The sequence below is a fragment of the Protofrankia sp. Cas3 genome, assembly GCF_963555955.1.
In the GTDB taxonomy this organism is placed as follows: Bacteria; Actinomycetota; Actinomycetes; order Frankiales; family Frankiaceae; genus Protofrankia.
Genome location: NZ_CAUVXP010000005.1, coordinates 1 through 26,738 on the forward strand (window position 1 = coordinate 1; position 26,738 = coordinate 26,738).

Annotated in this window: 25 protein-coding genes and 1 pseudogene; 11 read left to right on the forward strand and 15 right to left on the reverse strand. The window is 67.8% G+C overall.

Annotated elements, in window-relative coordinates; genetic code table 11:
* Window positions 1-21: 21 nt before the first annotated feature.
* Window positions 22-1,029 carry a cytochrome d ubiquinol oxidase subunit II gene (locus U9983_RS01830; protein WP_322752356.1) on the reverse strand — a complete coding sequence of 336 codons (1,008 nt, stop codon included), beginning with the start codon at window positions 1,027-1,029 and terminating at the stop codon, window positions 22-24.
* On the reverse strand, window positions 1,026-2,498 hold the full coding sequence (locus U9983_RS01835; protein ID WP_322752357.1) for a cytochrome ubiquinol oxidase subunit I: 1,473 nt from the start codon (window positions 2,496-2,498) through the stop codon (window positions 1,026-1,028). Before U9983_RS01835 ends, U9983_RS01830 begins: the two co-directional genes overlap by 4 nt.
* A 355-nt stretch (window positions 2,499-2,853) precedes the next feature.
* Between U9983_RS01835 and U9983_RS01840 the strand changes: the two genes are divergently transcribed.
* Genes U9983_RS01840 through U9983_RS01855 form a run of 4 tightly spaced genes read left to right on the forward strand, consistent with a single transcriptional unit; the run spans window position 2,854 to window position 6,289 of the window.
* Window positions 2,854-3,327: a PH domain-containing protein gene (locus tag U9983_RS01840; RefSeq protein WP_322752358.1), complete on the forward strand. Its 474-nt coding sequence runs from the start codon at window positions 2,854-2,856 to the stop codon at window positions 3,325-3,327.
* Window positions 3,324-4,694: a PH domain-containing protein gene (locus U9983_RS01845; RefSeq protein WP_322752359.1), complete on the forward strand. Its 1,371-nt coding sequence runs from the start codon at window positions 3,324-3,326 to the stop codon at window positions 4,692-4,694. The genes U9983_RS01840 and U9983_RS01845 overlap by 4 nt, the downstream gene beginning before the upstream one ends.
* Window positions 4,695-4,703: 9 nt before the next feature.
* The gene (locus tag U9983_RS01850) at window positions 4,704-5,210 is read left to right on the forward strand and encodes a BlaI/MecI/CopY family transcriptional regulator (RefSeq protein ID WP_322752360.1); all 507 of its coding nucleotides are present in this window, start codon (window positions 4,704-4,706) and stop codon (window positions 5,208-5,210) included.
* Window positions 5,207-6,289, forward strand: a complete 1,083-nt coding sequence (locus tag U9983_RS01855) for a M56 family metallopeptidase (protein WP_322752361.1) — start codon at window positions 5,207-5,209, stop codon at window positions 6,287-6,289. Before U9983_RS01850 ends, U9983_RS01855 begins: the two co-directional genes overlap by 4 nt.
* A 78-nt stretch (window positions 6,290-6,367) precedes the next feature.
* On the opposite strand, the gene U9983_RS01860 is transcribed toward U9983_RS01855, so the two are convergent.
* The 6 genes from U9983_RS01860 to U9983_RS01885 form a co-directional block, all read right to left on the reverse strand.
* The gene (locus U9983_RS01860) at window positions 6,368-6,679 is read right to left on the reverse strand and encodes a DUF3349 domain-containing protein (protein ID WP_322748817.1); all 312 of its coding nucleotides are present in this window, start codon (window positions 6,677-6,679) and stop codon (window positions 6,368-6,370) included.
* Window position 6,680: 1 nt separating this feature from the next.
* Complete coding sequence (locus U9983_RS01865) at window positions 6,681-6,938, reverse strand: hypothetical protein (protein WP_322748818.1); 258 nt, start codon at window positions 6,936-6,938, stop codon at window positions 6,681-6,683.
* Between the two features lie 13 nt (window positions 6,939-6,951).
* Window positions 6,952-8,103: an inorganic phosphate transporter gene (locus tag U9983_RS01870; protein ID WP_322752362.1), complete on the reverse strand. Its 1,152-nt coding sequence runs from the start codon at window positions 8,101-8,103 to the stop codon at window positions 6,952-6,954.
* Between the two features lie 147 nt (window positions 8,104-8,250).
* Window positions 8,251-11,922 carry a choice-of-anchor D domain-containing protein gene (locus U9983_RS01875; protein WP_322752363.1) on the reverse strand — a complete coding sequence of 1,224 codons (3,672 nt, stop codon included), beginning with the start codon at window positions 11,920-11,922 and terminating at the stop codon, window positions 8,251-8,253.
* Window positions 11,923-12,306: 384 nt separating this feature from the next.
* The gene (locus U9983_RS01880) at window positions 12,307-12,882 is read right to left on the reverse strand and encodes an HhH-GPD-type base excision DNA repair protein (protein WP_322752364.1); all 576 of its coding nucleotides are present in this window, start codon (window positions 12,880-12,882) and stop codon (window positions 12,307-12,309) included.
* Between the two features lie 183 nt (window positions 12,883-13,065).
* Window positions 13,066-13,359 (reverse strand): hypothetical protein, encoded by a 294-nt coding sequence (locus U9983_RS01885; protein ID WP_322752365.1) that lies wholly within the window; start codon window positions 13,357-13,359, stop codon window positions 13,066-13,068.
* 418 nt (window positions 13,360-13,777) lie between these two features.
* On the opposite strand from U9983_RS01885, the gene pglX reads away from it, so the two are divergent.
* Window positions 13,778-17,203, forward strand: a complete 3,426-nt coding sequence (pglX, locus tag U9983_RS01890) for a BREX-2 system adenine-specific DNA-methyltransferase PglX (RefSeq protein WP_322752366.1) — start codon at window positions 13,778-13,780, stop codon at window positions 17,201-17,203.
* 175 nt (window positions 17,204-17,378) lie between these two features.
* On the opposite strand, the gene U9983_RS01895 is transcribed toward pglX, so the two are convergent.
* From U9983_RS01895 to U9983_RS01905, 3 genes are all read right to left on the reverse strand, one after another.
* The gene (locus U9983_RS01895; RefSeq protein WP_322752367.1) at window positions 17,379-18,647 is read right to left on the reverse strand and encodes an ATP-binding protein; all 1,269 of its coding nucleotides are present in this window, start codon (window positions 18,645-18,647) and stop codon (window positions 17,379-17,381) included.
* A gap of 804 nt (window positions 18,648-19,451) precedes the next feature.
* Window positions 19,452-19,613 carry a hypothetical protein gene (locus U9983_RS01900; protein ID WP_322752368.1) on the reverse strand — a complete coding sequence of 54 codons (162 nt, stop codon included), beginning with the start codon at window positions 19,611-19,613 and terminating at the stop codon, window positions 19,452-19,454.
* A gap of 268 nt (window positions 19,614-19,881) precedes the next feature.
* Window positions 19,882-20,166 (reverse strand): helix-turn-helix domain-containing protein, encoded by a 285-nt coding sequence (locus U9983_RS01905; protein WP_322752369.1) that lies wholly within the window; start codon window positions 20,164-20,166, stop codon window positions 19,882-19,884.
* 81 nt (window positions 20,167-20,247) lie between these two features.
* Between U9983_RS01905 and U9983_RS01910 the strand changes: the two genes are divergently transcribed.
* A complete protein-coding gene (locus U9983_RS01910) occupies window positions 20,248-20,805 on the forward strand; it encodes a helix-turn-helix domain-containing protein (RefSeq protein WP_322752370.1) in 558 nt (185 codons plus the stop codon).
* A gap of 259 nt (window positions 20,806-21,064) precedes the next feature.
* Here U9983_RS01910 and U9983_RS01915 read toward each other — a convergent pair whose 3' ends face one another.
* Window positions 21,065-21,295: a hypothetical protein gene (locus U9983_RS01915; protein WP_322752371.1), complete on the reverse strand. Its 231-nt coding sequence runs from the start codon at window positions 21,293-21,295 to the stop codon at window positions 21,065-21,067.
* 189 nt (window positions 21,296-21,484) lie between these two features.
* Window positions 21,485-21,793, reverse strand: coding sequence for a hypothetical protein (locus U9983_RS01920; protein ID WP_322752423.1), 309 nt, complete (start codon window positions 21,791-21,793; stop codon window positions 21,485-21,487).
* Between the two features lie 116 nt (window positions 21,794-21,909).
* Between U9983_RS01920 and U9983_RS01925 the strand changes: the two genes are divergently transcribed.
* From U9983_RS01925 to U9983_RS01945, 5 genes are all read left to right on the forward strand, one after another.
* Window positions 21,910-22,233: a PadR family transcriptional regulator gene (locus U9983_RS01925; RefSeq protein ID WP_322748832.1), complete on the forward strand. Its 324-nt coding sequence runs from the start codon at window positions 21,910-21,912 to the stop codon at window positions 22,231-22,233.
* Complete coding sequence (locus tag U9983_RS01930) at window positions 22,230-22,589, forward strand: hypothetical protein (RefSeq protein ID WP_322752372.1); 360 nt, start codon at window positions 22,230-22,232, stop codon at window positions 22,587-22,589. The genes U9983_RS01925 and U9983_RS01930 overlap by 4 nt, the downstream gene beginning before the upstream one ends.
* Window positions 22,586-22,990, forward strand: coding sequence for a hypothetical protein (locus U9983_RS01935; protein ID WP_322752373.1), 405 nt, complete (start codon window positions 22,586-22,588; stop codon window positions 22,988-22,990). Before U9983_RS01930 ends, U9983_RS01935 begins: the two co-directional genes overlap by 4 nt.
* Before the next feature lie 50 nt (window positions 22,991-23,040).
* Entirely contained in the window at window positions 23,041-23,607 is a 567-nt protein-coding gene (locus tag U9983_RS01940) for a Uma2 family endonuclease (RefSeq protein WP_416210254.1), read from the forward strand.
* 821 nt (window positions 23,608-24,428) lie between these two features.
* Complete coding sequence (locus U9983_RS01945) at window positions 24,429-25,382, forward strand: nuclease-related domain-containing protein (protein WP_322752374.1); 954 nt, start codon at window positions 24,429-24,431, stop codon at window positions 25,380-25,382.
* Between the two features lie 88 nt (window positions 25,383-25,470).
* Here U9983_RS01945 and U9983_RS27635 read toward each other — a convergent pair.
* Together U9983_RS27635 and U9983_RS01950 are read right to left on the reverse strand one after the other, a co-directional pair.
* A pseudogene (locus U9983_RS27635) lies at window positions 25,471-25,701 on the reverse strand (VOC family protein); the annotation flags it as partial.
* Window positions 25,702-26,019: 318 nt separating this feature from the next.
* Window positions 26,020-26,736: a helix-turn-helix transcriptional regulator gene (locus tag U9983_RS01950; RefSeq protein ID WP_322752375.1), complete on the reverse strand. Its 717-nt coding sequence runs from the start codon at window positions 26,734-26,736 to the stop codon at window positions 26,020-26,022.
* Window positions 26,737-26,738: the final 2 nt, after the last annotated feature.

The following is a 26,738-nucleotide window of genomic DNA, read 5'->3' on the forward strand; positions in this document are numbered from 1 at the left end:
CCCGCACGGTGCACGCCCGCCCTAACGGTGCAGGTCACCAGCTGCGGGTTCCGGGTCGGCGAAGACCTTGAACAGCAACACCAACGCCGGGATCAACATGGCTACGCCGGCTCCGATCGCGATCAGCACGGCCCGCACGTTCTCGGTGGGCGCCGCGGCCGCGACTGCGCTGACCTGCCCGACCACCAGGTCCGGGTACTGGGCGGCGGCCCAGCCCCACAGCACGCCCGCCACCGCAAGGCCGGCTGCGAGCCGCGCCGCGGTGAAATGACGCCGCCAGACCAGTACGAGAGCGCCGACCCCGCCGCAGGCCGACGCCATGACAAAAGGGACCCCGCGGGTGGCGAACCGCTGCGCCACCACGGGCGCGTCCCGCCACAGCAACGGCAGCAACACGCAGGCCAGTGTGCCCGCGACGACCGCGCTGCCGAGCGCCCGGCGCCGCAGGCCGTCAACGAGATGCTCGGTCCCAGCTCGCCGGGATGCGTCCCGACACAGGTACACCGCGGCGAGGAAGGCCGTCACGGTGACCGCGAACCCCCCGGCCACCAGCCCGAATGCGCTGGTCAGCGGAGCGGTGGCATCGTCCGTGCGAGCATTCCCGCTGGCCATGGCGGCCCCGCACACGCCCAGCATGAACGGCGTGACCGTGGACGCCACCGCGAACACGTGCCCCCACCAGTGGTCGGGGCCGGCCGCGCCGGCGCCGTAGGCGCGGTAGACATAGGCCACGCCGCGCAGCACGATGCCCACCAGGGCCAGCGCCATCGGCAGCTCCAGGGTGCTGCCGATCACGCCGAACGCGGCTGGAAACCCGGAGAACATCGCCACGATCACGAAGATCAGCCAGACATGGTTGGCCTCCCACACCGGACCCAGCGCACCGGAGATCAACGCTCGTTGGTCGCCCGCGTGCGGGCCCCGGGCGAGCAGGTCCCAGACACCGCCGCCGAAGTCGGCGCCGCCCAGCAGCGCATACGCGGTCAGTCCGCCGACCATGACCATCAGCAGCAGGTCGGCGGCGGTCATCGGGCCACCCCGTTGCGCCGCACCGGGGGTCTCCCTCGCGCCGTCTCCACGGGGTCAGTCACGGGGTCAGTCACGAGGTCAGTCACGAGGTCAGCCACGCGCTCGGTCGCAGGGCCGGCAGCAACCTCAGGAGGGATCCCGCCAGCCGGTCCGCCGGTGGCCATCCGACGCAGGATGAGTACCAGCGCCGTCGACAGGCCAAGGTAGAGGACGAGCGTCCCGGCGAACGCCCAGCCGACGCCGGGGCTCGCCGTCACCGCGTCCGACACCCGCATGCGGCCGTAGACGATCCAGGGCTGGCGACCACCCTCGGTCACCTCCCAGCCAGCCAACATCGCGATGACGGACGCCGGCCCGGTGGCAGCCGCCGCGAGCAGCCAGCCCCGGCCGAGCGGGAGCACCGGACGGCGGGCATGTCGCCGTCGTCCCAGCGCCACCGCCGCCACCGCCACAGCTACCGACAGCGCGATGATCGCCGTCCCGAGCCCCACCATCGTGTCGAATGCGAGGTGGACGACCAGGGCGTTCGGCCGCCCGGCCGGCGGGAGTGCGTCGAGGCCGGCCACCACGTGCTCCCGACTCCATCCGGTCATGATGGACAGGGCGTCCGGGATCTCGATCCCGTACCGGACCTTCCCGGTCACGCCGTCGTAGACGCCGCCGAGGGTCAACGGCGCATGCGCTCCGCTCCGGTACAGGGCCTCCATCGCGGCGAGTTTCGCCGGCTGCTGCGTCTCCACCACCCGCGCCGCCCAGTCACCGACGACGAGCTGCAACGGGGCGCACACGAGTACCGTGATCAGGCCGACGCGTAACCCGCGGCGGTGGTAGGTGTCCCGCCGACCGCGCAGCATCCCGACCGCGTACACCCCGGCGACCGCGCCGCCGGTGCACATCAGTGCCGCGAGCAGCATGTGAATCACCTGCGGTGGTGCGGACGGCGTGGTGAAGGGCGCGAGCGGCTCCGCGGAAACTACCCGGCCGTCGACCTCTCGCACGCCGCGGGGGACGTTCATCCACGCGTTTGCGGTGATGATGAACAGGGTGGACAGGGTGCCGGCGACGGCGATCGGGACCATCGTCCACCAGTGCGCCCGTGGCGACAGGCGGTTCCACCCGTAGAGGTAGAGGCCGATGAACACCGCTTCGGTAAAGAACGCGAAGCCCTCGAGGGTGAACGACAGGCCGAGCGCTCCGCCATAACGCGCCATGAACGCCGGCCACAGCAGGCCGAACTCGAACGACAACACCGTTCCCGACACCGCGCCGACCGCGAACAGAACGGCAAAGGCCCGCGACCACGTACGGGTGAGCGCGTACCAGACGGCGTCGCCCGTACGCAGCCAGCGGTGCTCGGTATAGAGCAGCAGCCAGGGCAGTCCCACTCCGAACACCGCGAAGCAGATGTGGAACGCGAGGCTGAACGCGGTCTGGCCACGAGCGAGATCTACGGATCCGGCGAGAACCATCTGCGCGGCCTCCTCCTGCCTGGGCCACCCATCGGGGCCCCGGCTGCGCGAAAAGAGAGACGATCACACCGTCCCGGCTCGCTTGCCGATGATCACGAACCCGAGCCTCAAGGCGATCTTCTATGTTCTGTAGAACTTCTACGCTACGTAGAATACGCCTGCCGAATGTGCCCGCGAACCGGGCACCGAACTACCGCGGTGCCGCCGGGGCGGGTCAAAATGGTGCGTGACGCCCGGTTCTGTCACACTCACCGCACCGTCGCGTCACCACATCACCGCGCTGACGGGTCCGGGCCGCCGGCCGCGGAGCGGATGTCTCACGGCAACGGCCCGATAGGCCCAGCGGACGGATCACATGAACGACAGCCAGGACTGGACCACTCCGTCAACCCGCCTGTTAGCCATGCGCCGGACGCAACTGGCGGTCATCGCCATTCCGGCGATCACGGCGGTCGGCCTGCTCGGCGGCACCATGGGCTCGGCCGGGCTCGGCGGGCTGCTGGCGCTGGCGGTCACTGCGGTGGCACTGGCATGGGAACGACTCCTCTATCGCCGGGTCAGGGCCTGGGCATATGCCGAACGGAATGACGACCTTCTCGTTCGACGTGGCGTTATGATCCGCAAACTTTCCGTCGTTCCCTACGGTCGAATGCAGTTCGTCGACGTCACCGCTGGGCCGTTCGAGCGCATGTTCGGGCTCGCCACCGTCCGCATGCACACGGCCGCCGCGGCAAGTGACGCCCGGATCCCAGGCCTGGTCGCAGCCGAAGCCGCGCGGCTTCGCGACGCGCTGGCAGCGCTGGGCGAAGCCCAGGCGGCCGGGCTGTGACCAGCGCCGACGAGCCGGCCGTTGCGGCTCTTGCCGGCGGTTGGCGCCGCCTGCACCCGTTATCGCCACTGGTACGGGCGGGGCGCCACCTTGTGGCGGTGGCATTCGTCGTGCTGTCCGGTACGGTGACGCGCCAACAGGACGGCGGCGGGCAGGGCGGCTACTGGGATCTGGCGGTGATCGTCGTGGTCGTCGTCATCGGTGTGGTCTCGTGGCTGGTCACCCGGTGGCAGGTTGACAACGGCACGCTGCGGATCGAAACGGGATTGCTGCGCCGCAGCTCACAGCGCTACCCACTGACCCAGATCCAGGCGATCGACCTGGTGGAGTCCGGGCTGGCCAGGCTGTTGGGCCTGGCCGAACTCCACCTGCGGATGGCAGCCTCCGGCGGCGCGACCGGCCGGCTGGCATGCCTGCGTAAGGCGGACGCCGAGGTCCTGCGCGCACGCCTGCTGGCCCTGGCGCACGGTGTCGCCGAGGATTCGCCGCCGCCACCGGAACGACTGCTGGTGGCGCTGTCCACCCGGCGCCTGGTCGGTTCCATGCTGCTGAGCAGCCAGAGCGTTGTCACGATGGTCGCGACGGTCGCCTTCGCCGTGGTCGCGGTCATGATCCCGGCAGCCGTCGGCGCCCTGGGCGGCGCAGCGGGCCTGGTGATCGGCATGCTCACCGCTGCCTGGCGGCGCTTCAACAGCGGCTTTGAGCTCACTGTCTCCGTCGCTGCCGACGGCCTCCACCTGCGTTCCGGCGCGATCCAGACCGCTGCCGAGACGATCCCCTTCGGCCGTGTCCAGGCGGTCCAACTGGTCGAGCCGCTCCTGTGGCGGCCGTTGCGGTGGTGCCGGCTCGAGGTCGAGGTGGCGGGCAGACAGGCCAGGAACGAGAACAGGCCCGAGGGGCGCCAGCTACGGGCGATCCTCCCGGTCGGCGACCACGACCAGGCCGCATACCTGCTGTCCCAGCTCATCCCCGGGGCACCGGTGGCCGATCGGCCTGCCCCGCCGCGAGCCCGATGGAAGGCGCCTGTTCGATACCACTACCTTGCCTGGGGCGGAAATGACAGTTGCGTCGTAACCACAAGTGGTCGGGTACGCCGGATTACCCGATGGGTCCCGCTGGAGAAGGTTCAGAGCGTCCGTCGGGTCCAGGGACCGGTACAGCGGATACTCGGGCTGGCGACGATCCATCTCGACACCGCTGGTCGACGCATCCAGGCGGAGCTGACCGATCGTGACGTCGACGAGGTTGACCGCCAGCTGGCCGTTCTTCCTGGCCAGTGCAGCGCGGCCCGTCACCGTCAACGGCCGCCACGGTCAACGGACACGGGATTTGTGGATCAGGTCACACAAGCTCTCGACGCGCCATAAGATGTACCCATGGCGCGCCTGGGTGACCTTGAGCGGTCAGTCATGGACGTATTGTGGGATACAGACGGCTGGCTCACCGCGCGTGAGGTCGCAGCTCGCCTCGACCACGAACGGGACCTCGCCTACACCACCGTCCTTACGGTTCTGGAACGTCTCGAGCGCAAGGGATTCGTCCAGCGCGAACGCGCCGAGCGCGCGCACCGCTACCAGGCGTCGAGCAGCCGGGACGCGGTGGTGGCTGAGGCCATGCTCGCTGTCCTCGACACCACCGACGACCGCAACTCGGCACTGGTCCGCTTCGTCGGTTCGGTGTCCCCCGCCGAAGCCGAAATCCTGCGCCGGGCGCTGACCCGGCCAGCCGACGCCGGCCAGGACGCCCTCGGACAGAATACCCGCGAACCCGAAACCACCGGGCCCGAAACCACGGGGCAAGCCAGCACCGGGCCGGATGCCCACGGGCAACGGGAGCGGGAGGACGCACGGCCTCCTGGCAGAGGTACTGTTCACCCCTTATGATGACCGCGGCCATCCTCGCTCTGTTCTCGGGCGTCCTCGCGTGGCCGGTCCCACGGCTGCTCGCCGCGGCCCGCTGGCCGTCCCGCTGCCCTCGATCGGCAATCGTGCTGTGGCAGGCCGTCGGGCTCGCGGGTGGGGTCTCCGCCCTGATCGCGGTAATCGCCTTCACCTTCGCGCCGCTGTCCGCGAACGTGCCGGTGAGCCTGCGGGATCATGCCGACCATCTGGCCGCGGGCGAGCCGCTGGCCGGGCTCAGCTGGATCAACCTGATCGGCCTTGCGGTGGCATCGGCGCTCGCCGCCCGATTGTTCGGCGTCCTGGCTCTATCCACCTCACGCACGGCCCGGCAACGTCGCCGCCATCGCCACCTGGTCGACCTCGCCGGCCGCGACCACGGCGACCACGGCGAACGGACCCGCCGACGCGGTCAGCTCCGCGTGCTGGATCATCCGGTCGCGGTCGCGTACTGCCTACCCGGAGTACGCCACACCCGGGTCGTCGTCTCCAAGGGGCTACTCGCCGCACTCGCCCCGGACGAACTGGAAGCCGTCCTCGCCCACGAGGAAGCCCATGCCCGGGGTCGCCACGATCTCGTCATCCAACCCTTTGTGGCCTGGCAGGAGACGTTCCCCTTCCTGCCGCCCGCACGCGAGGCGACCGCCGCTGTGTCGCTGCTGGTCGAGATGCTCGCCGATGACGCCGCCGCCCGATGTACCAGTGGGCAGACCCTCGCGCGCGCGCTGGCCCGGCTCGGCGTCGCCCGCTCCCCGGTGCCGGCGGGCGCGGTTGCGATCACAGGGGTGCCCCAGCACCGATTGTCTGCGCGAGGCCGGCTGCTGTGGCCGCCACGTGCCGGCCACAGCAGCGACACGATGGGATCACACGGTACAAAGGGCGTGAAAGACGCGACCGTCCCGCCGACTGCGCCCATCCGGTCGCCGATCGATACCCCGCTGATCGCTCGCATCTCGCGCCTGCTCGATCCCTCGCCCCGAACGCCACTGTGGGCACACGCGGCGGTCTACCTGACGGCAGCCACCGTGAGCGGGTTCCCCGTCGTCGTCCTGTTCGCTTCCTAGCCCGCGCTGCTCGCTGGAACGCCGGCCCGGCTGGACCGTCCGGTTTCAGCTCGACATCCCCAGCTCATGACCTCGGACTCAGCGCGGCGGCAGCTCCGTGATGTCCCAGCCGGCAGCCCGCAGGCGTTCCTCGACGCGAGCGACGGCGGCCTCGTCCACAGGTCCATTCGTGGCCGCGCTGACCGCCTGACGGACCACTTCATGCGGGTCGTCGGCCGTCGCCAGCTGTCCGGACAGCGCCAACTCGTCGGCGACCCGTTCCAGATCCGCCGTCGAAAGCTGCCGGCCGAGGACAGCGAACAACGCAATGTAGTCATGTTTGGGAAGCCCTTCGGGATATCCCTGACGGACCCAGTCGATGATGCGCTGAAGAAAGGCGGGAAGCGCCATGTCAGGCCGCCACGATGATGTAGATGCCGAGTCCGATCCCAGCCAGGACGGTGGCGAAGCACAGAACTGCGAGAACCAGCCCCACCGTATTACCGCCCATCACCGTGGTGCCGGCGGCGGCATCGGTTCCGTGCCGGCCGCCGCCGGGCAGAGCCAGCGCACGGATACCGACGGAGAACAGGGCCGGCAGGCCCGCGCCCGCCAACAATCCGACTACAATTATCTTGCCAACCGCGCTGAAATCAATCCAACTGTTCACGACCCGCTGCCCTTCAGGTGCTGGAGGTGGTGGCCGGCTCGGCCGGAACCCCGTCGCCGGTCCATTCGTCGTTGATGTTGTCGGGGTTGACCGGGTTCCGACGCGAGGCCAAGTAGAAGGAGATCACCACCGCGAGGAGTGCGATGAAGACGAGGGCGGCACCGAGATCCCCGCCGATACCCTCCGCAATTCCATAGGAAACAGCGCCGACGATGCCTGCCGCCGGCAGCGTGAATACCCACGCGACGGCCATGCGGCCGGCAACGCGCCAACGCACCTCGGCACCCCGCTTGGCGACCCCCGATCCGAGGATGGCGCCGGTCACCACCTGGGTCGTGGACAGGGAGTACCCGTAGTAGCTCGACAACAGGATTGTCGCCGCCGACGCTGATTCGGCACCCATGCCCTGGGGCGCTTCGATCTCGATGAGGCCCTTTCCCAGGGTCCGCATCACCCGCCAGCCACCGACATAGGTGCCCAGGCTGATCGCCAGGGCGCAGGACACGATGACCCAGTCGGGCGCCTGCGCGTCGGCGCTGAGCGTGCCGTTCGTGATCAGGGCGAGGGTGATGATACCCATCGTCTTCTGGGCGTCATTCGTTCCATGAGAGAGCGACACCATGGACGCCGACCCGACCTGGCCTATCCGGAATCCGCGATCTCTCGGGCCGGTCGGTACCGGGCGGGAGATCAGAAATATGAGGAAGGTCCCGACAAGGGCGATGCCGCCGGCGATCGGCGGCGACATGATCGCCGGGATGATAACTTTTTCGACCAGGCCCTGCCACTTCACTCCGCTGGTGCCGGCGGCCGCGAGGGTGGCGCCGATCACGCCTCCGATCAGGGCCTGGGACGAACTCGATGGGATTCCGAAAAACCAGGTGAGTAGATTCCAGGTGACACCGCCGCACAGGCCGGCGAACACCACGGTCAAGGTGATTGCATCACTCTGCACGAGTCCGCTCGCGATGGTGGCCGCCACGTTCAGGGACAAGAACGCACCAACCAGGTTGAGCACCGCGGACAGCCCGACCGCGACCCGGGGACGCAAAGCACCGGTCGCGATCGACGTGGCCATTGCATTACCGGCGTCATGGAAACCATTGGTGAAATCAAATCCCAGTGCCGTCACAATTACCAATGCGAGCAGCAGATCGTTTTCCACCCCATCACATTCCCGCTCGCCGGCGCAGATCGCCAGTCGAGCGGGAACGGATACCCATTCGTCCGCTGATCCGCCCGGTCGCGGATGGATTTCGGATAACAGCTCCCGGGCGGCGGGTCAGCGGCTCACATACCGCATCCGGGGCAGTCAGCCATGGGTGATTGTCACATTCCGGACCGTGTGCACATCGGTGCGACTACCCGTCCCAGCGGTGAACCCGAGCAGTACGTTCGACGGCAGGTCCGCCGCCGTGTCGATCACCGTTATCCCGTCCACCGCGACGACGATCCGGCCACCCGAGGCCTCCACGTCGATCAGGTGGGTACCCGTCCGCAGGTCACCAATTTTGGTCGAACTTGCCAGGACGACCGGCGGCGTGCCGGCGGCGCCCCGCACAACCGAGACATAGTGCGACGGCGCGCCGCCACGATAGGTGGCAAGCGTGACCGCGAAGCCCGCCAGACCGCTGAACCCGAGCCCGCCGCCGTTCTTCCCGAGTGCGGTGGGTCCGGCGTTCGCGGCGTCCAGCAGCGCGTAGGTCAGACCGTCCGCCCCGGTGCCGCCACCGATCTGCACGGTGAACGTTGCATGCAGACCACCGGCGGTCGGCTGCGGGGTGCCGTAGAACGACGACCCAGCGCGGTTCTGTGCTGCGGGCGTGAGCACGAGGTCGCTGCCCGACAGCGTCGCCGAGCCGTTGCGCGACCATCCGGGCGCGGTGAGCGGTGGCGGCGTCGACGGAAGACGGCTGATCGTCACGTCGCGCACCACATGCAGATCAGTGACGGAACCGGTTGAACCGGTGAAGGCCAGCAGCGCGTTGGCCGGCACCGCCACGGCGACGTCGAGCTTGGCCTGGCCGTCGACCGCGACCTGCACGCGGCCGCCGGTGACAACCACGTCGACAACGTGGGTACCGTCACGCCAGTGAGGCACGTTGGTCGTGCGCGCCACATACGTCGAGGATCCGCCGGATGTCCCCGTCGCCACGGCGAGCGAATTGCCGTGGGTGTAGGTGTCGAGGGCGACCGCCACCCCGGGCAGGGTACCGAAGCCCATGGACCCGCCGTTCGTGCCCAGCGCCCGGTCGGTCGTCTTGGTCGCGTCCAGCAGCGCGAACGTCTGTCCGTCGCCACCTGTGCCGCCACCGATCTGCGCGGTGAACTCGATCGCCAACCGGTCGGTCGACACGGTCACCGGGTAGACGGCGGAGCCGGCTTTGTACTGCTGTGTCGGGGTCAGCACCAGATCACCGCCGGACATCGCCGCGGTCCCGTTGAGCGTCCATTTACCCTGGCTGGGCGGCGGGAAGCTGTTCGGGTCCGGCGAGGTGCCTTCGCCGGACAACGTCACGGTCTGTACGCCCGCTCCGTCATCGCCGGTGAGGATGTACGAGCCGGCCTGCACCCCGGTCGAGGTCGGCGTGAACGTCACCGACTGGTGGATCACTTCGCCCGGGGCCAGCGTGAGCCCTTCGGAGATCTGCGTACTGGCGAAGTCACCGACCGGGGCCTTCGCCTTTGTAATCGTCAACGGCAGGTTGCCGTCGTTGCGGACGTCAAACGTCGCCGTCCGGGCCTGGCCCTGCGGAACCTGGCCGAAGTCCAGTGACATCGGCGAGATCGTCATCTTCGGGGCGCCGGTGACCGCGGACCCGGACAACGCCACACTCACCGGGCCGTCAGCACTGGTGACCGTCAGGGTGGCGGCGAAGGTCCCGGCGGTCGTGGGAGCGAACGTCACCGATGCGGTCACCGAGCCGCCGGCCGGAATCGTCGTGCCAGGCGCGGGCAGCCCGCTCACGGCGAACGGGTCACCGGGCAGAGTGGCCCCAGTGATCGTGGTCGCCGCGGTGCCGGTGTTGACGATGTTCACCGACAGCGCACTCGAGCCGCCGGTGGAGAGTCGGTCGAACGCGAGCGACGGCGGGTCCGCGCCCAGACCCGCCTGCGTGCCGATGCCCCGCAGGTCGATCGAGGCCAGTCCGGTGTCGGTGGTGAACGTGAGCGAGACGTCCGTGGCGACCGGGGCCGTCGGCGTGAAGGTCACCGGCACGCTCAGGGTGGCACCGGCGGCAAGCGTGACCGGCAGCGTCGGCAGCGTCGCCGCGAACGGCGCGGACGTGGAGATCGCCGACACGGTCAGCGGAACACGCGCCGTGACCTGCGCCGTGGCGGTGGCGGACACTCCGACGGGGACTTTCCCGAAGTCGGTCGCCGAGCCGTACAGCACCGCGCCGGTCGGCCGGCCGAAGGCGAGCAGATGACCGTCGCGGGTACCGACGAACACGCGGTTGGCGTCGGTCGCCACCTTGGTGAACTTCGACGCGATCCCGATCGGCGCGGAGAAGCGCTGGGTGAGCACGCCGTTGGTGGGGACCGCGTCGTAGGCCCGCAACTGGCCGTTGGAGCCGGACGCGCCACTTTCGTAGACCATCCACACCAGCGCGGATCCAGATGTCGTCCCATCGGAGGTGACCGTGGGCGAACCGGAACCGAACGGGAACGTGCCGCTACTCGTGCCCGCTGCGGTCAGGGCCGGCTCACCCGCGCCCGTCAGGCCGTACTTCAACGCGCGCAGCGGACCTCCGCTGCCTGCCAGGTACACGTAGCCACCGTCGCCGCCCCACAACGCCGGGTGACCCCACACGCCCTGGAACGGACCGGTCATGCCCACCACGTCGTCGATGCCCTGCGGTCCCTGCCCGCGCCCGCCGAGGTCGTCGCGGTCGAGCAGGAACACCCGCCCGTCCTTGCCGTCCTGTACGAGCAGGTGGGGATGGGTGGGGGTGCCAAACCCGTCCGGCAGGGCCAGCGGACCGCCCGAGCCGAGGTCGGTGTCATTCTGGTTCAACGTCGCGGCGTTTACCGGGGTGAAGAAGTCCTGCGTCGAGAGCCTGCCGTCAGCACCGACACCAAGCCTTACCACGGCCTCTGCAAGCTGGCCGGGCACGCTCGAGCCGGGCCCGGGCGCGGGCGACACTCCGTTACCGGTCGTGAGGATGATTCGTCCAGGCCCGTCCGAGATCAGGCCGCCGCCGCTCTGCCAGATACCCCCACCGATATCGCTGCCGGTAGCTTCGCTGGCCCACATCGTGGTCAGCTTCGCGGTCGTCGTGCTCACGCCGACGACATAGCCGCGGTACTTGCCGATGTCGCAGTGGCCACCGAACGCCGCGTACACGACCCCGTTGAGCAGCAGCAGCCCCGGGCGCTGCAGTTCGACCCGGGCGTCGAACGGTGTGCCGGCCGGGTCGTTGCTGGGCGCGCCCTGGATCGTCGCCGGCCAGCCGCTACGCTCCGCGCCGGTCGTGAGATCCAGGGCATGCATGTAGTAATGAGGGTGTTGCACGTCGCCACCGTCATTGACCTTCGCGGTCAGATAGACAGTGTTGGTCGCCTTGTCGACAACGGGCGTCGAGGTGATGCCGATGTTGATTCCCACATCGCCGCACCCGATGACCGAGGGCGGCCACGGCGCACCCACCGACATCGACCACTTCTTCAGGCCGGTTACCTCGTCAATACCGTAGACGTTGTTGTTCTCGGTCGTGACGACGACGGTCCCCCCGGCGATGACAGGTTCACCGTAGACCGAGCCGTCAAGATCGACAGAATAGAGCTCGCCGAAGTCGGAGGCGCTCACCGATGACGGGGAAAGACCCGGCTCCGCCTGGTCCCAGCCGGTGCGCAACGCATCCTGCGACACGGTGAGAACCTCCGAGCGCGCCAGCCCGGGAACGGCGACCAGATATGCGCTCACAGTGGCGAGCGCCACCGCGAAAGCACCCAGCTTTCGCGGCAATGAACGAAAATTCATTCTCTCCCCCTACACGGCGTGCCGCAGGTTATCGACCTGCGATTCCGACGCGCAACGGCGATTTCCTTATCTACACACGCCCATCAGATGTCACAAAGGAGACGACGCGGTGAACGAGGTAATGAACAGGTAGCACAAGGTACACGAGGCGCCTGAGGCGTACGGGGCACCCAGCATCAACATCCGCCGGCTGTTGTTGCACCCCGGAGCGCGGCCATGGCGCCCGAGCGCCGACTCGGCGACAGCCTCAGGTCGTGCGGATCCCGTCCGCGGCCACCCCACAGAGCATGATCGGCGCGAGTTTGTCGTTGTGTACGGTTTCCGGCCCGAAAAGCGTACGCGATGACAAACTCACGCCGATCTTCAGCGCTGGAGAGACCCTGCTCAGCCGATGGACGCCTTGGCGGCGGCCTTCAGCGCCTTCTTGTACTCGCGGACCTTGTCACGAGTGATCGTATCGATGATGTCGGCGATCGAACGGAACGATCCGTCCTCTCCGAAGGGAGCCGACGCCTCCCGCCAACCCGGCGGGGTGACGCCGAGCTGCTTCCCGAGCAGCGCGACGAAGATCTTGGCCTTCTGCGGCCCGAACCCGGGCAACGCCGAGACACGTCGCAGCAGCTCACTGCCGTCGGTCGCGGTCAGCCAGACGTTCGCGGCGCCCGAGTCGTAGTCGTCGACCACCAGGCGGCACATCGCCTGGACCCGCTTGGCCATCGACGCGGGGAACCGGTGCAGTGCCGGCACCCGAGAGAAAACCGCGCCGAGTTCGTCGGGGTCCGCATCGGCGAGATCTGCCGCATACAGGGGACGGCCGAGCCGCCGGCTCAGTTCATACGGCGCGGCAAACGCCCGCTCCAGCGGTATCTGCTGGTCCAGCACCATCCCGATCAGCAGGGCGAGCGGATCGTTGGTCAGCAGCTCGTCCGCCTCGTCAATCTGGCTCAGGTGAAGTCCCACTCGAACACCGTAGCCGGCCTGGGAACAGCGGCCGTCGCGCCGCCGACCACATCGCCGTGTGGTTTAGGTTGTGCCGGCACGCTTCGTAGTCGTCAGCGGCACCAACAGGGACAGGCGCAGCGGTACGGGATGTACGGTGCGACCCATCGAACTACGCACGCCGTCCTCAGACGCTGAATGCCGTCATCCGGCAGGTGGCGACGTCTCCGGAGGAGTGACGGTTGCCGCGGGCGGGGCGGCTGGGACGGGCGGGGCGACTGGGCCCGTAGCTGCGGCAATGACGGCCTGCGGGTCCAGGATCACACCCTGAGCTGCCGCCTTGTCCGTTATGTAGCGGGCAAACCGTAGGTGCAGCCACACCTTGACGAGGCTGGTCACCCCCGACACGGCAAGACCCGCGATCGCCAGGACAGGGACCATGCTCAGCGCGGTCACGACACCGACCGCCGCTACCAGCGGGGAAGGCGCGGTTGCCACCAGGGGCAGCCGCCGAACGCCCCATTGATCACCTCGAAGACTCGCGCCAAGTCCTCGTAGGCCATGGTGCGCTTCGTCGGGGCGGCGCTCATGGGCTCCTCGACCTCCCCTCGCATCACAGTCTCACAACCAGTGACGGAAATTTTTGGAGCCGACTCAGAAGGCTGTCGACTACCTGCACGGACGAGGATGGGGCCCGGAGGGGCAACCTCCTCGCCGCAGCATGTCCAGATTTGCGCTCCATCGAGACTCTCCCAGGCCAGACCCGGCGTCCGGTAACCCGCCCACGAGCACTTCAGACGAGCACGCGCATACAGTACCGTAGGGCACGTCAACACGTCTCAGAGGATTATCGGAGTCTCGATCCAACCGTCCTGCTCGGCAGCTCTCGCGGCAGCAATCCCAGGAGAGGTCCCAGATGATCGATCGCCAAGCTCTCTCCGACGATCTCGCCCGGCTGGTCCGGGCACTGGAGACCACTCTGGCGTCGGATGCGCGCCGCTCGGCCACACAGGCGACAGACACAGCCGTTGCTTGGGTCGTGACCACGCTCCTGCTTCGTTTCTGCGAGGACAACCATCTCGTCCCCACCGGGACCCGACTCGCGACGCCGCAGTCGATGTCCCACAGCAGCGCAGGCCCACAGGCTGACGCCCGCTACGGCGGAACCGCCCTTGATCACCTCATATCCTGCCTGGCGGTGTTCCTGCGGACGGGATTTTCGACCGTGTTCGACGGCGTGTTCACATCCGACTTACTGCTGACGATCCCCCCCGATGCCGCGGACACCCTGGTGTCCTTCTGGAACCGTCGTGACCAGGGAGGCGATCTCCGGCACGACTTCACCGACCCGACGCTGGGCACCGGCTTCCTTGCGGATGTCTACGAGCGGCTCTCCGACTCCAGACGAAAGGAGCACGCCCTCGTACCCACGCCTGACTTCGTGGCGGATCTCCTGCTCGACCTGACGCTCGATCCCGCGATCGAGGAGGTGGGGCACAGGCATGTTCGGCTGATCGACCCGGTATGCGGCTCGGGGCAGTTCGTTCTGGGCGCCTTCGACCGCCTGTTCAGCGCGTGGAGCCGGAAGGCGCCTGAGCTCTCCGCAGGTCACCAGGTACGCAAGGCCCTGGCAGCGGTGCACGGTGTGGACCTGCTCCCGTCGTCGGTCGCCATCACCCGATTTCGGCTGTTCGTGACCGCGTTGCACGCCGCTGGGGTGGTCGGGCCGGTCGATGTGGCGAACCTCGGCTGGCCACTCAACATCAGGGTCGGCGACTCACTACTCGGACCAGAAACGGCGCAGGCAGACGAAACCGAGCGGACCCACGGGAGGGGCTATCACGTCGTCGTCGGGAACCCGCCCTACCTTGCCGTCCGGGACCAGAACCTCAGCCGTCGCATCCGGGAGCAGTACGAGACCTGCCGAGGGTCGTACACGCTGGCGGTCCCCTTCACACAGCGTTTCTTCCAGCTGGCTCGTCCGGCTGACGCCGACGGACGGAACGCCGGTCACGTCGGCATCCTGACCTCGAACTCCTTCATGAGGCGGGAGTTCGGGCAACGGCTGGCCACGGAATTCCTCGCCGAGGAGGTGACACTGACACACGTCCTGGACACGTCCGGCGCCTACATCCCCGGGCATGGCACCCCGACCGTGCTTCTGATCGGCCGAAACCGGCGACCCGACGTGTCGGAGCCTCTGGTCGTCGTGCTCGCAGAGCGCGGGGAACCCACACTGCCACCTGTACCTCGTGAGGGTCAGGTATGGCGGTCGATCCGTCGACACGCGCGTACGGTCGGCCTCGCCGATCGCTGGACTCGGTCCGTGAGCCTGGACCGGCGTGTCCTTCGCGAGTTTCCGTGGCAGTTGACCGACAGCACCGCGCGAAGCCTGATCGCCCGCATGTCCAGACAATCCGTGCTGGGGGACGTCGCCATCCGCATCGGCTATTCGGCCATCACCGGTGCGGACGACGTCTTCGTCGCACCGCCAGACGTCTTCCGCAGACTCGGGCCAGCGGAGGAGGGAGGCCTGGTTCGGATCACCACGGGCTTCGAGGTGCGTGACTGGGCCGTCCAGACCGGCAGGACCGGCTTCTTCCCCCGACGCGACGATCACCATATCGAGGACCTTCGCAGCTACCCGCGCATCCATGACCGGCTCTGGCCCTACCGAACGACCCTGCAGGAGCGCCGTGCCGCCAGCGCCCTGCACCGCGCCGCTGGGCGGCCCTGGTACGACTGGACGCAGATCGCGGCGCGGGCGGGCGGCGACGGAACCGCGATCACCTTCTCCTGGGTGGCAAGCCACAACCACTTCGCGCTGCAGCGCGGGCGCGTCGTCGCACTGCAGTCGGCGCCGGTCATCGAGCTTCCGGAGGATTCCACCCGAGCCCGGTACGTCTCCCTGGTCGGACTCCTCAACAGCTCGGCCGCATGCTTCTGGTTGAAGCAGCACGGCAACAGTAAGGGATCTGGCCTGAGGCAGGAAGGCGGTGGGGAGGCATGGCAGGAGTTCTACGAGTTCACCGGGGCCAACCTCCAGGGCCTTCCTCTTCCCGGTGATTTCACGACGTGGCAGTCGGGTCTCCTGGATGGACTCGCTCAGGAGCGAGCAGCCTGCACCCCGGAAGCCGTCAGCGCCTCCGGAGCACCGACTGGGGCACGCCTGGCCGAGGCCCGACGCCGGTGGGAGAGCGTCGGGCGAGAAATGGTCGCGATTCAGGAGGAGCTGGACTGGACGATGTATGCCCGTTACGGCATCCTCCCCGAGCCCGGCGAGACTCTTCTCGCTCCGGCCGAGAGCATCCCACCGATCAGTCCGGGTGAGCGGGCGTTCGAGATCGTGCTGGCCAGGAGGGTCGCAGCAGGCGGGGAGAACACGACCTGGTTCTCCCGCCATGGCTCGACGCCGATCACTGAGATCCCCGAAAGGTGGCCGGCCGCATACCGCGATGTCGTCGTCCGTCGAGTGGACGCGATCGAGCGCAGCGACGATCTGAGCCTGCTGGAGAGGCCGGAGTTCAAGCGCCGGTGGCACAGCGACGGCTGGGACACGATGCAGGCCGGCGCGATTCGCCGGTGGCTGTTGGACCACTGCGAGACACAGCATCTCTGGCAAGAGGATCGCGACGGGCTCCGCCACCCTCGACCGCTTACGATTGGTCGTCTGGCCAGACTCGTCCTGGCCGATCCCCAGGTGGTCGCGGTCGCGGCGCTCCTTGCACCCGACCGAGACCCAGCCGAGGTCCTCACCGATCTTCTCGTCGAGGGGCACGTCCCGTGCGCGGCGGCTCTGCGGCATACTCCGGCGGGTCTCGTGAAGCGGGCCGACTGGGAGACGGTCTGGGCGAACCAGCGTGCAGAGGACGCCAGTGAGCCCAGTTCTCAGACGGCATCCATGGTGCCACCGAAGTACACATCCGGTGATTTTCTGCGTCCAAGCTACTGGCGAATCCGCGGCAAACTCGACGTTCCCAACGAGCGTTTCATCTCCTACCCTCCTCTCGACCCACGCATGCCGGACCAGACCCTGATCGGATGGGCCGGCTGGGAGACGGCCGAACGAGCGCAGGTCCTAGCCGATCTCCTCGCGGCCGACGGGGTGGGTAGCGACCAGCGGTCACGGATAACGCCGCTCCTGAATGCCCTGTACGAGCTCCTTCCGTGGCTGGAACACGCGTGGGGACGGCCAGGCCCCGTGTGTGAGTCCGCATCAGGCCTACCGTTCGCCGAGTACTTCTCCAGGCTCCTTGAGGAAAGGGACGAAACGCTGGAGGATCTTCGGGCATGGCGCCCGGAGCCACCTCGTCGGGGAAGACCCCGGAAGATCCGATCCTGATCACGAGATCAGCCGCAGGGCGGACGCAGGGTTCGTGACGACCCGCCGGAGCCCCCGGCGATCAGGCCACGGCGATCAGATCGCCGTGTAGTCGGTGTAGTCCCGGCAGGCGCCGTGGTCGTCGGCATCCAGGTAGCTTCGGACCGGAACCCGCGGCGCCGCCCGCCCCAGTGGGTCACGGACCGAAAAGTGCCAGCGGGACTACGGCGACATCATCACGTCGGCGGTAGGCGTGCTCGCCCGCGTAGATCACGAGGGCATCGATCAGATCTTCTCCGATGCGGTCTCGTAGCCAATTCAGGTGCCTGACGTCGGAATCCTCGACCCGGTCCGCCAGCTTGACCTCGACCGCCAGCACGCGGCCGTCCGAGCGCTCGACTATCAGATCGACCTCGTGGTCGTTGTTCTGGGTGCGCAGGTGGCCTACCCGGGCCTCGGCGGCCTCGGCGTAGGTATGAATGCTGAGCGCGGCGAGGTGCTCGAACAGGGCCCCGAGGATCGTGCCTGCCGACAGGGTGGTGCTGCCCTGCTCGGCCCGCAGCAGCGCGGAGTCGTCGAGTCCGAGCAGCCGTGCGACCAGCGCGGGGTCCGCCAGGTGGTGTTTGGGAGACCGGCCGAGCCGTTCGAGATGGTTTCGGCTGGGAATCCACGGTGGTACTGCGTCGAGCAGCCACAGCGACGACAGGGCGTCGCGATAGGCGAGAGTGGTCTCCTTGGCTGGCTTGTTACCCAGGCCGGGAGTCGCCGCATCCAGGATTTTCGAGTAGGCCGTCGTCGTCGACGTGGCGGCGGCGTAGGCGGCGAGCCAGGCGCGCAGTACCGTCGGTCGGCGGATCGGGTAGCCCTGCTCGGGGAACTCCCGTTGAACGACATTGTCCAGGTACGCGTCCAGTTCGGCTCGACGCGCCCGCGACGGCAGGCCGCGGATAGCGGGAAAGCCCGATGCCGTGACCTCCTCGACGTAGTCCGTCAGCCGAAGCGAGGTGGCACCACCAATGTCGCTGTTTCCGTCGAGGAGCGCAGCGAGGCTCACAGTCGGCTTGTCGACGTCCCGCTCGGCCATGCTCAGCGGGCGCATCCGCAAAGGCACGATCCGCCCGGCGCCCGAGTGAACCACCGCCCCTCGCGGTGCGGAACTGCCCGCGATGATGAAGTGGCCTGCTGGCGAGCCGGCGTCGACCGCGCGCCGCACGTGGTCCCACACCTCGGGAAGACGCTGCCACTCATCGACGAGGACTGGCCCCGGCAGCCGGGTCAGGATGGTCGGATCGGCGGCCACGATCTCACGCTGGCCGGGAAGGCTGAGATCGATGATCGACGCTGCACGCCGCATCGCGGTCGCGGTCTTGCCGACTGCCTTCGGCCCGTGGATCGACAGAGCGCGAAGATGCGGCTGAAGTGCGTCCAGTGTGCCGTCAAGGACACGGCGCCGATAGTCGACCACATCTCTACTCTACCAATGACAGAGTTTCTAGTCTTCCAATAGCAGATCGCCAGGTCTGCCGATCCAACCTCGTCAGCCCTGGCCGTGACAGAACACGCCGGACGCAGAGCGGACGACCCTAACGTCGTCGCGGTCAGCGGCGCCATCATCGGCATCATGATGATCACCCAACTCGACCTGCCCAGGCGGCCCTCGACGTCCTCGCCGTAGCGGGACCCGGCCGCTGCGGTCGACGACACCCTGGCCCGGCTGCAACACGGATTCGGCGCACTCTGACCGAGACCGGCAGCAGCGGAACCACCAGCGACGCAGGACACGCCAAGGACCACTTCGTCGCGACGATCGCCGCTACATCCTCGATGGCCTCGGCCATCTTCGCCCGGATCCGGGTCGCGTCGACGACCTCGACGACCTCGACGGGTCCGGCCGGGGCGCACCGAACGGCCAGCCGGACAGACGGATGGCCGGCGCGGATGAGGGACCGCAACCGGGACGGGTCCGCCGTCAAACGGACGAGGATCGTCCCACCTCACTCCATCTTTCCGAAACCGGCTGGTCCAGCACCATGCCCACAAGGAGCGCCAACGGATCGTTCGTCAGCAACTCGTCCGCTTCCGGAATCTGGCTGAGGTGCAGGCTCACCGGCACAGCATAGAAGGCAGCCCCGCCTCGGGTGACGCCCCCGCGAGGCTGTCCTGGCTGACGCTCAAGGACCAGGCCGCCTCGGCCGCCGGGCAGCACCCGAATACCGCTGCCCGGCGGCCGGCCGAACCGTCGAGCTGTCAGGTCGTGAATCGTCGTGGCCTATCCATCGGCTGGGCGCAGCAGCATCCACTGGTGGCCGTACGGGTCCACCAGCCGGCCGGCCCGGCCGTACGGATGATCGGCAATCGGGTGGATGACAGCGGCTCCCCGTTCGAGCATCGCCGCCGCGGTGGCGTCCGGGTCGAAAACCTCCATCGCCATGATGACCGATGTTCCGCCGACGCTCGGCGGCGCCGGGTCGCCGTAATCCCTCGTCCCTGACCGATACTCGCGCCGTGCCGGTCGTCAGCTCGGCATCCACGATCCGGCCGCCAGCGTCGAGGTGTCGTTCCTTCTCCTGCGCGCCGAAGACGTCGCGGTAGAAGATGATGGCGTCGGCTGCGTTGATCACGATCAGCCGCGGATAGGCAACGAAGGGCGTCTGCATGGCGGTATCGTCGCCGCGTCCGACCAGGTTGGATTGGAAGAATCAGTCGGTCACCGGCACATGGTTGGGCACATCGACCGAGCGGGGGCGATAGGCCCCCGGAGTCAGCCCTGACAGGTCCCGAAAGTCGTTGATCAGATGGGCCTGATCATAGAACCCGCAGTCCACTGCCAGCCGCGCCCAGTCCGGATCGTCCCTGCCGCCGGCCGCGCGCAGGAGCCGTTGAAACCGGCGCACCCGGCTAAACCGTTTGGGTGCCAGCCCGATGCGGGACATGAACCGACGGTTGAGGCGACGCGGTGTCCAGCCGCCCCCACAGGTTGCCAAGGCCTACCAGCTGACCGCGCACGTCCGCGCTGTCCACCGGGAAGAATGGAACAGCCGCGCCGCATGGTGCACGATACGGTCATGACCACTGTGGAGGGAGACTTTTACGAGGACGACGAGCCGCTCGCGAAGATCCTCGCGATCTGGGAACGCACCCCGAAGACGCTGACGGTCTCGTCGCCATCGAGTCAGGAGCCATCAAGCCTCGTTGTACTCGAGCGTGAGGTCTACACGATGAGCCAAGCCGCACGTCTGCTGGGCGTCAAGCCAGCGACGCTGAGGCGCTGGATCGACGGCTACACCCGAGCCGGCGCCAGCTACGAACCTGTAATCAGGCCACGTCGCACCGGAAGCGAAACGGTCACCTGGGGTGAGTTCGTCGAGGCTGGCTACCTCCGCGAGTACCGCGTCAGGCACAGGGTGAGCCTGCAACAGCTTCGGCCGGTCGTGCAGATGCTCCGCGACCGCCTTGGGGTGCCGTACCCCCTCGCTCACGCCAGGCCATACGTCGCGAACAGAGACTTGGTCCTCGATGTGCAGCAGCAGACAGGCATCACGGGCGAGCTTTGCCATGGTGGTCCTTCGCAACGGACAACTCATTCTCGCGCCTGGAGCCGAAGCGTTCGTCCAGAAGATTGACTTCGAGCCAGGAGGAATAGCGGTCCGGCTCTATCCGGACAACAAATCGAGCCCCGTCGTATTCGATCCGCTGCACGACCTGGGGGAGCCAACCGTTTTGGGTATTCGGACGGCCAGCCTCTACCGCCGATTCGTCGCGGGAGAGTCCATCGCGGCTATCGCCGGACTTCACAAGATCCCCGAGGCGGACGTGGAGGCAGCCATTCGCTACGAGAGCCGTGTGCGCGGCTACGGGCCTGCCGCATAAACTCGCCCGATCTCAATCGCGCCAGCCCTTCCAACCGGCCGAGCTACCGGGTAAGCCGTGTGCTCCTTCCAGCATCGTCAGCCCGACCGCCGCACAACTTAGATTCCAGCGGCGACAAATCGTGTGGAGGCCGACACCTTCGAGGATGTCGTCGACCCCGGCGACCAAGAGCGCGGCTTCCGCCTCGTCCTTGGTCCGCTTGTCCGGCAGCCAGCCGTAGGCGCGGTTCCCGCCAGCGGGCACGCCGGATGGTGCGATCCGGGGATGGGACGCCGTCCGTTCCTAATCCGTGACCTTGACGAGCATCGACCAGTTCGGCAGATCGATCCGACGGCCTTCGTCACGGCCTCGGACGAAACCCCGAACAGGTTGCTGCCCGGCTGGAAACCGTCCGTCTGGAACATCGGCGTCGAATGTCACGGCGCTTTCACCTCAAGAGAAGGCCGGCGAGCCATGGCCGTCATAGTCAGCACTGGTTGTCGGCGCCACGTTTGTTCTTTCCGAACCTCGCTGGTCCAGAACCATGCCTATAAGTAGCGCCAACGGGTCGCTGGTCAGCAGCTCGTCCGCCTCGGCGATCTGGCTCAGGTGCAGTCCCACGACATCACCGTAGCCGACCGTGCGGCGGGGGCTGCCACACCACCCGTCCGAGGGCTGTGTAGTCGGCCGTCCCCGGAACGTTGCGAAGTCGGCTGCCCGCCGGAAGGACGGCCGCGCAAGCCGCCCGCGGAGGATGATCATTCGTCGATCACCTCCCACCCGCTGGCCGCGGCCACGGACAATGAGCGCGCCAGCAGGCAGGCCCGCGTACAGCGGTGTCTTGCCGCCCCCGACTATTACGCCATACGATGCATCGCATGGCGAGATTCGGACGGGACGAGGGCTTGGCCCGCTTCGGCGAGCCGGGAGTTCTGGTCCTGCTGTCACTGAGCGACGGCGCCAAGCACGGTTACGCGATCACCGCGGATGTGTTGGAACAGACCGGGGTCCGGCTCGGCCCTGGCACCCTGTACGGCTCACTGACCAAGCTGGTGGAACGCGGCCTGATCACCCCGCTACCCAGCGACGATCGCCGCCGCCCCTATGAGATCACGACGGCGGGAAGAGTGGCACTGACCGCGCAGTTGGCGACCTGGTCTCGGGTCGTCCAGACCGGGCAGTCACGGCTGGCCCAGGCATGAGGCGTTTTCTTCTCGCCATGTATCCCAGGCAGTGGCGGGCACGCTACGGCGACGAGTTCGCCGCGCTCCTCCAGGACACTCCACTGACCTTGGCCACCGTCATCGACGTCCTGCGCCACGCCGTCGAGCTCCGTCTTCAGTCCTGGACGTGGCTCGCCCAGATCACCAAATCGGTACTCGCCACGGCCGCCCTGGAGGTCGCCGCCGTACGGGCAGGGCTGACCGACAACATCCTCTGGGCTCCGACCACCCCGCTTCGGGCGTTGGCGCTGGTGGCGGTCCTGACACCAACGGCGCTGGTGGCCGGCTCCGCAATCGTGCGCCGCACCCGGCACCGCGCAGACGAGCCGGCGTGAGGAGACTGGCCGTAGCCGCTGTGGTCGCTGCGGGGCTGATCACGGTGGGCCTGATCACGGCACGCCGACCAGCGTCACCGCCAGCCGCTGGCTGGGGCGCCCGGCTACGACGCGCGGCGGTCCGCCTTCTCCTCCTGGCGGCCGGCGCCTTCCTTGTCGCACGGGCCGGATACATCCTCGCCACCGAACACCCCAGCCGTCCGGAGACCTACCGACACGCCTGGGGCGGCCCTCGCTACATCGGGTTCATCGCCGTGCATGTCGGCCCCGCCATCCTCGTCCTGTTCCTGACCGGCCTGACGCTGTACCGCAGGTTGAGGGGGCGTCGACGAGCATCCACACGCGCTCCCGGTCATCGAACAGTGCAGGCAGACACGACCAGCGCGCTACGCTTGCCGTGAGGCATCAGGTCTGCCACCGATCCAGGGGCGCCAATTCAGGGAGGTGCGCCGTGACCGCGGAGATGGTCGCTCCCGCCTGGATGCACCAGCAGATCACAGCGGAGCTGTACAACTCGCTGTCCGAAGAACAGTGCAAGGACATCGAGATCGTGGACGGGATGGTCGTCATGGTCCCCAGCGCCTCCCTGCCGCATAACCGGCTGGCGAGGAAAGTCGCCAATGCCATGGAGCTGGCCGGGGCCCCGGGGTGGTTCGCCGATCTTGACTTCGATGTCCGGCTCCAGGATGTGCCGCTGACGGTCCGGCGGCCTGACATCGTCGTATACCGGGCAGGCGCGGTCGGTGTCACCCCGATGCGCCCGGAAAACATCCTCCTCGTCGGCGAAGTGGTCTCACCGGGTTCTGAAACCACGGACCGTGTTTTCAAGCCGGAGCAGTACGCCCGGGCCGGCATCCAGTTCTACTGGCGGATCGAGCACTCCGCCGCCGGCGTCCCTCTCGTCTATACCTATGTGCTCGACCCGGCCGCGGGAACCTACCGAGTCGGTGATGTCCACACGGGTGTCGTCGAAGCTGCGGCTCCGTTCCCCGTGAAGATTGACCTCACCCAGCCATAGTGCAAGCGCATCGTCTACCAGCCCAGATGCGCATCGAGCCGCTGCCACTTCTGTTAGCCGGGTCGTTCAGGAGGGCATAAACATCCCTCGGGTCCAACTGTCAAGCCGCGATCTTCACGCCAAAGATCACGCCGCGTTTGTTCTTTCCGATACCCGCTGGTCCAGCACCATCCCGCCAGTCCCGGAGGACGGCGGGGAGAAACTGAGATCAACATAGACACCCGACGGTCACGGCGTCAGACGGACGAGGACACAGAGCACGCCGAGGACACGATCCTCTCCAGGTGAGACCCGCCGCGTCCGCTGTCTGCTCGACGGTCTCGAATGGGTTGGTTCCAAGGACTCCGCGTCCCTCGAACTCCGGCGCATCCACCCCGACGTCGCTCGGTGGAGACACGACCGACCGCGTCCAGCACTATCCGCCGCCAGGCGTCGTGACATCATGCGTAGCCGCACTCGGGCGGGCCTACAACTCCGTAACGATCGCCGCGCCAGCGAGGCGGTTGTACCGCAGACCACGCTGCATACGCAGTGTAATAAGGCATGCATTCCTCTCCACGAAGAGTAGCGAACGCCAAAGATCCCAGGAATTCGGTTCCGATCGGTAATTGCGCTGGTCAGCGGCCTCATACTGATGGTATTACGGGCTGCCGGCTTTCCGACCGTCGCAGAACCGGTGGATGAGCGCTTCCCCCGGAGATAGTGTGGCGTGGTCGCACCGTACGGGAGTCGTCCGTCCACAAGACGGCCGATCCGGCGCGCGGCAAAGACGATTGATCCACCCTGATCCGTCATCTTCGGCGACAGGAATGGGCATGGGCATGGGTGAGCTACAGGTAAAGCCGTGGCGCCGGCGTGGGCAGGACCGGCTTTACGTGAACCTTCCGGACGGGCAGAGCGCCGCCTGGTTCGATCTGCGGACCCATCAGCTCAACGTCCTGCTCGACGTCAATCGGGACGAAGTGGTCGACGCCCTCGCCCCCTACCTGGCGCAAAGGCCGGCGCCCCCGGCCGACCCACTGCCGTCGCCCGCCATGCCGCCGCCACCGCCGCCCGTACCGACGTCGGCACCGCTGGCCGGATGGACGCCGGAAGTATCTACGCCGCCAGGGTGGACGACGAGCGGCCCGGTTGGTGCAGCGCCCGATCCCGCGGACGACCTCGCCGGCAACCCGCCCGGCGCGACGATCCGCGCGAAGATCGAAGAGCTGACGCCGGGTTTCTGGCGCGCCCTGCTCAACCGTCTGTTTCGCCGGCCGTCGGAGATCGACGGGTGGCGCAAGGGACTGGTCGGAGAGGAGGCGGTGGGAGCGGAACTGGAGCGGCTCACCGGCCGGGGTTGGCGGGTAGTGCATTCGATACCGCTGCCCCGGAACGTCGACATCGATCATCTTCTGATCGGCCCGGGCGGGGTGTTCACCTTCAACACGAAGAACCACGCCGGCGCCAGGATCTGGGTCGGCGACCAGATGGTGAAGGTGGGCGGTCAACTGTATCCGTACGTGCGAAAGGCCGAGGCCGAGGCCAAGCGGGCTTCGGCGGTGCTGAGTCAGACCTGCGGATTCGCGGTGGAGGCCAAGGCGGTGCTGGCATTCGTCCAGCCGGCGAACCTGACCGTGGCGCGCCCGCGTGGCGATGCCCATGCCATCCACGTCCGGGCCATCCGGCACGACGAGATCGCCACCTTCGGCGATCTTTCGGCGGCGTGGCAGCCAGCCCACGTCGAGCGGATCTATGCCGCGGCGCGAGACCGGCGTAACTGGCTGAACGCCTGACGGGGGCCACAGGTCCGGACAGCCGGACAAGCCGACGGTTGGCGTCGTACTCCCCACGGACGCGGCTGATGGTGCCGGGGGGTACGACAGCCGCTCCCCGTTCGAGCATCGCCGCCGCGGTGGCGTCCGGGTCAGGAACCTCCACGGCCATGATGACCGGTGTCCCACCCAGACGCGGCGGCGCCGGATCCCCGTCGTCCTCGTCCTTGACGGCTATCCGGACCCCGCCGACCACAAGGTCGGTGTGTACGATTTTGCCGGTTTCATCGATGTGCCGTTCCTGCTCCACCGCGCCGAAAACATCACGGTAGAAAGCGATGGCGCCGGCGGAGCGAGCCTCGGGCTGGCCGGACTCACCAGATGATTCACCGGACGAACGCGCTCGTTAGACATCGGCATCAGGAGACGCGCTGTTCGGTCTCATCCGGAGATGGCATCGACCGGAGCTCGGACGGGCGGACGGCATCGGTGGCCTTCGAGAGGACTGCTCCGGCGCCCAGCAGGTCCTCCACCGCTGGCCGAAGCGGAGGGAGAACTGCCACTGACCCGCAAAGCCAGCCGCTTCAGATGCCATCGATATCCCTACTCCGGCCGGTCGGCCTTTGGTCCACCGACTCGCCGGGCAGTTCCGCCGCCATCAAGCATGTGTGGTGAGGGAGTCCAGCGCGGGCGGGGTGACAGCGCCCGGGGCGGCCGAGCTGAGCATGTCGGCGAGGTCTCGCCGGGGCGCCGGGCGGCCGGTCGGGGCGGCGGCCTGGATACGGTCGAGCCGGAACCCGCGTGAGGCGCGCCGTACGCGGCACCACGCCAGCAGGTACCACCGGCCCTGGGCGGTAAGCAGACCGATCGGTTCCACTTCGCGCTCGGAAGCCTGCTCGTTCGCATCCAGATAGCTCAACCACAGCACCTCGCGTTCGGTAACGGCCCGCTCGACCGCGGCGCGCACCGTCGGGTCAATACGGGAAGGCATGGCGACTATCTGGGCAGCAAGGTCATGCGCCGCGATCGAGACCTGACCCGACAGCGACGCGGCTATCTTCCGCATCGCGCCGCGGGCGCCGTCGGAGAACGGTGCCGAGCTTTCCGCGGCGGCCAGCGCCGCGGCCACCGCGAGGGCTTCACGGGAAGTGAAATTGATGGGCGGCAGAGTCATCGCCGAGTCGATATACCAGCCGCCGCCGCGCCCGCTCGCGCTGTAGATGGGTACTCCGGTCTCCGTCATTGCCTTCAGATCGCGTTGGACGGTGCGTTCGCTGACCTCCAGCCGCCGCGCGAGCGTCGACACCGTCAGAGGGCGCGGTGCTGCTGCACGCAACTCCTCCACCAGCGCATAGAGACGATCGGTCCGTGTCACGT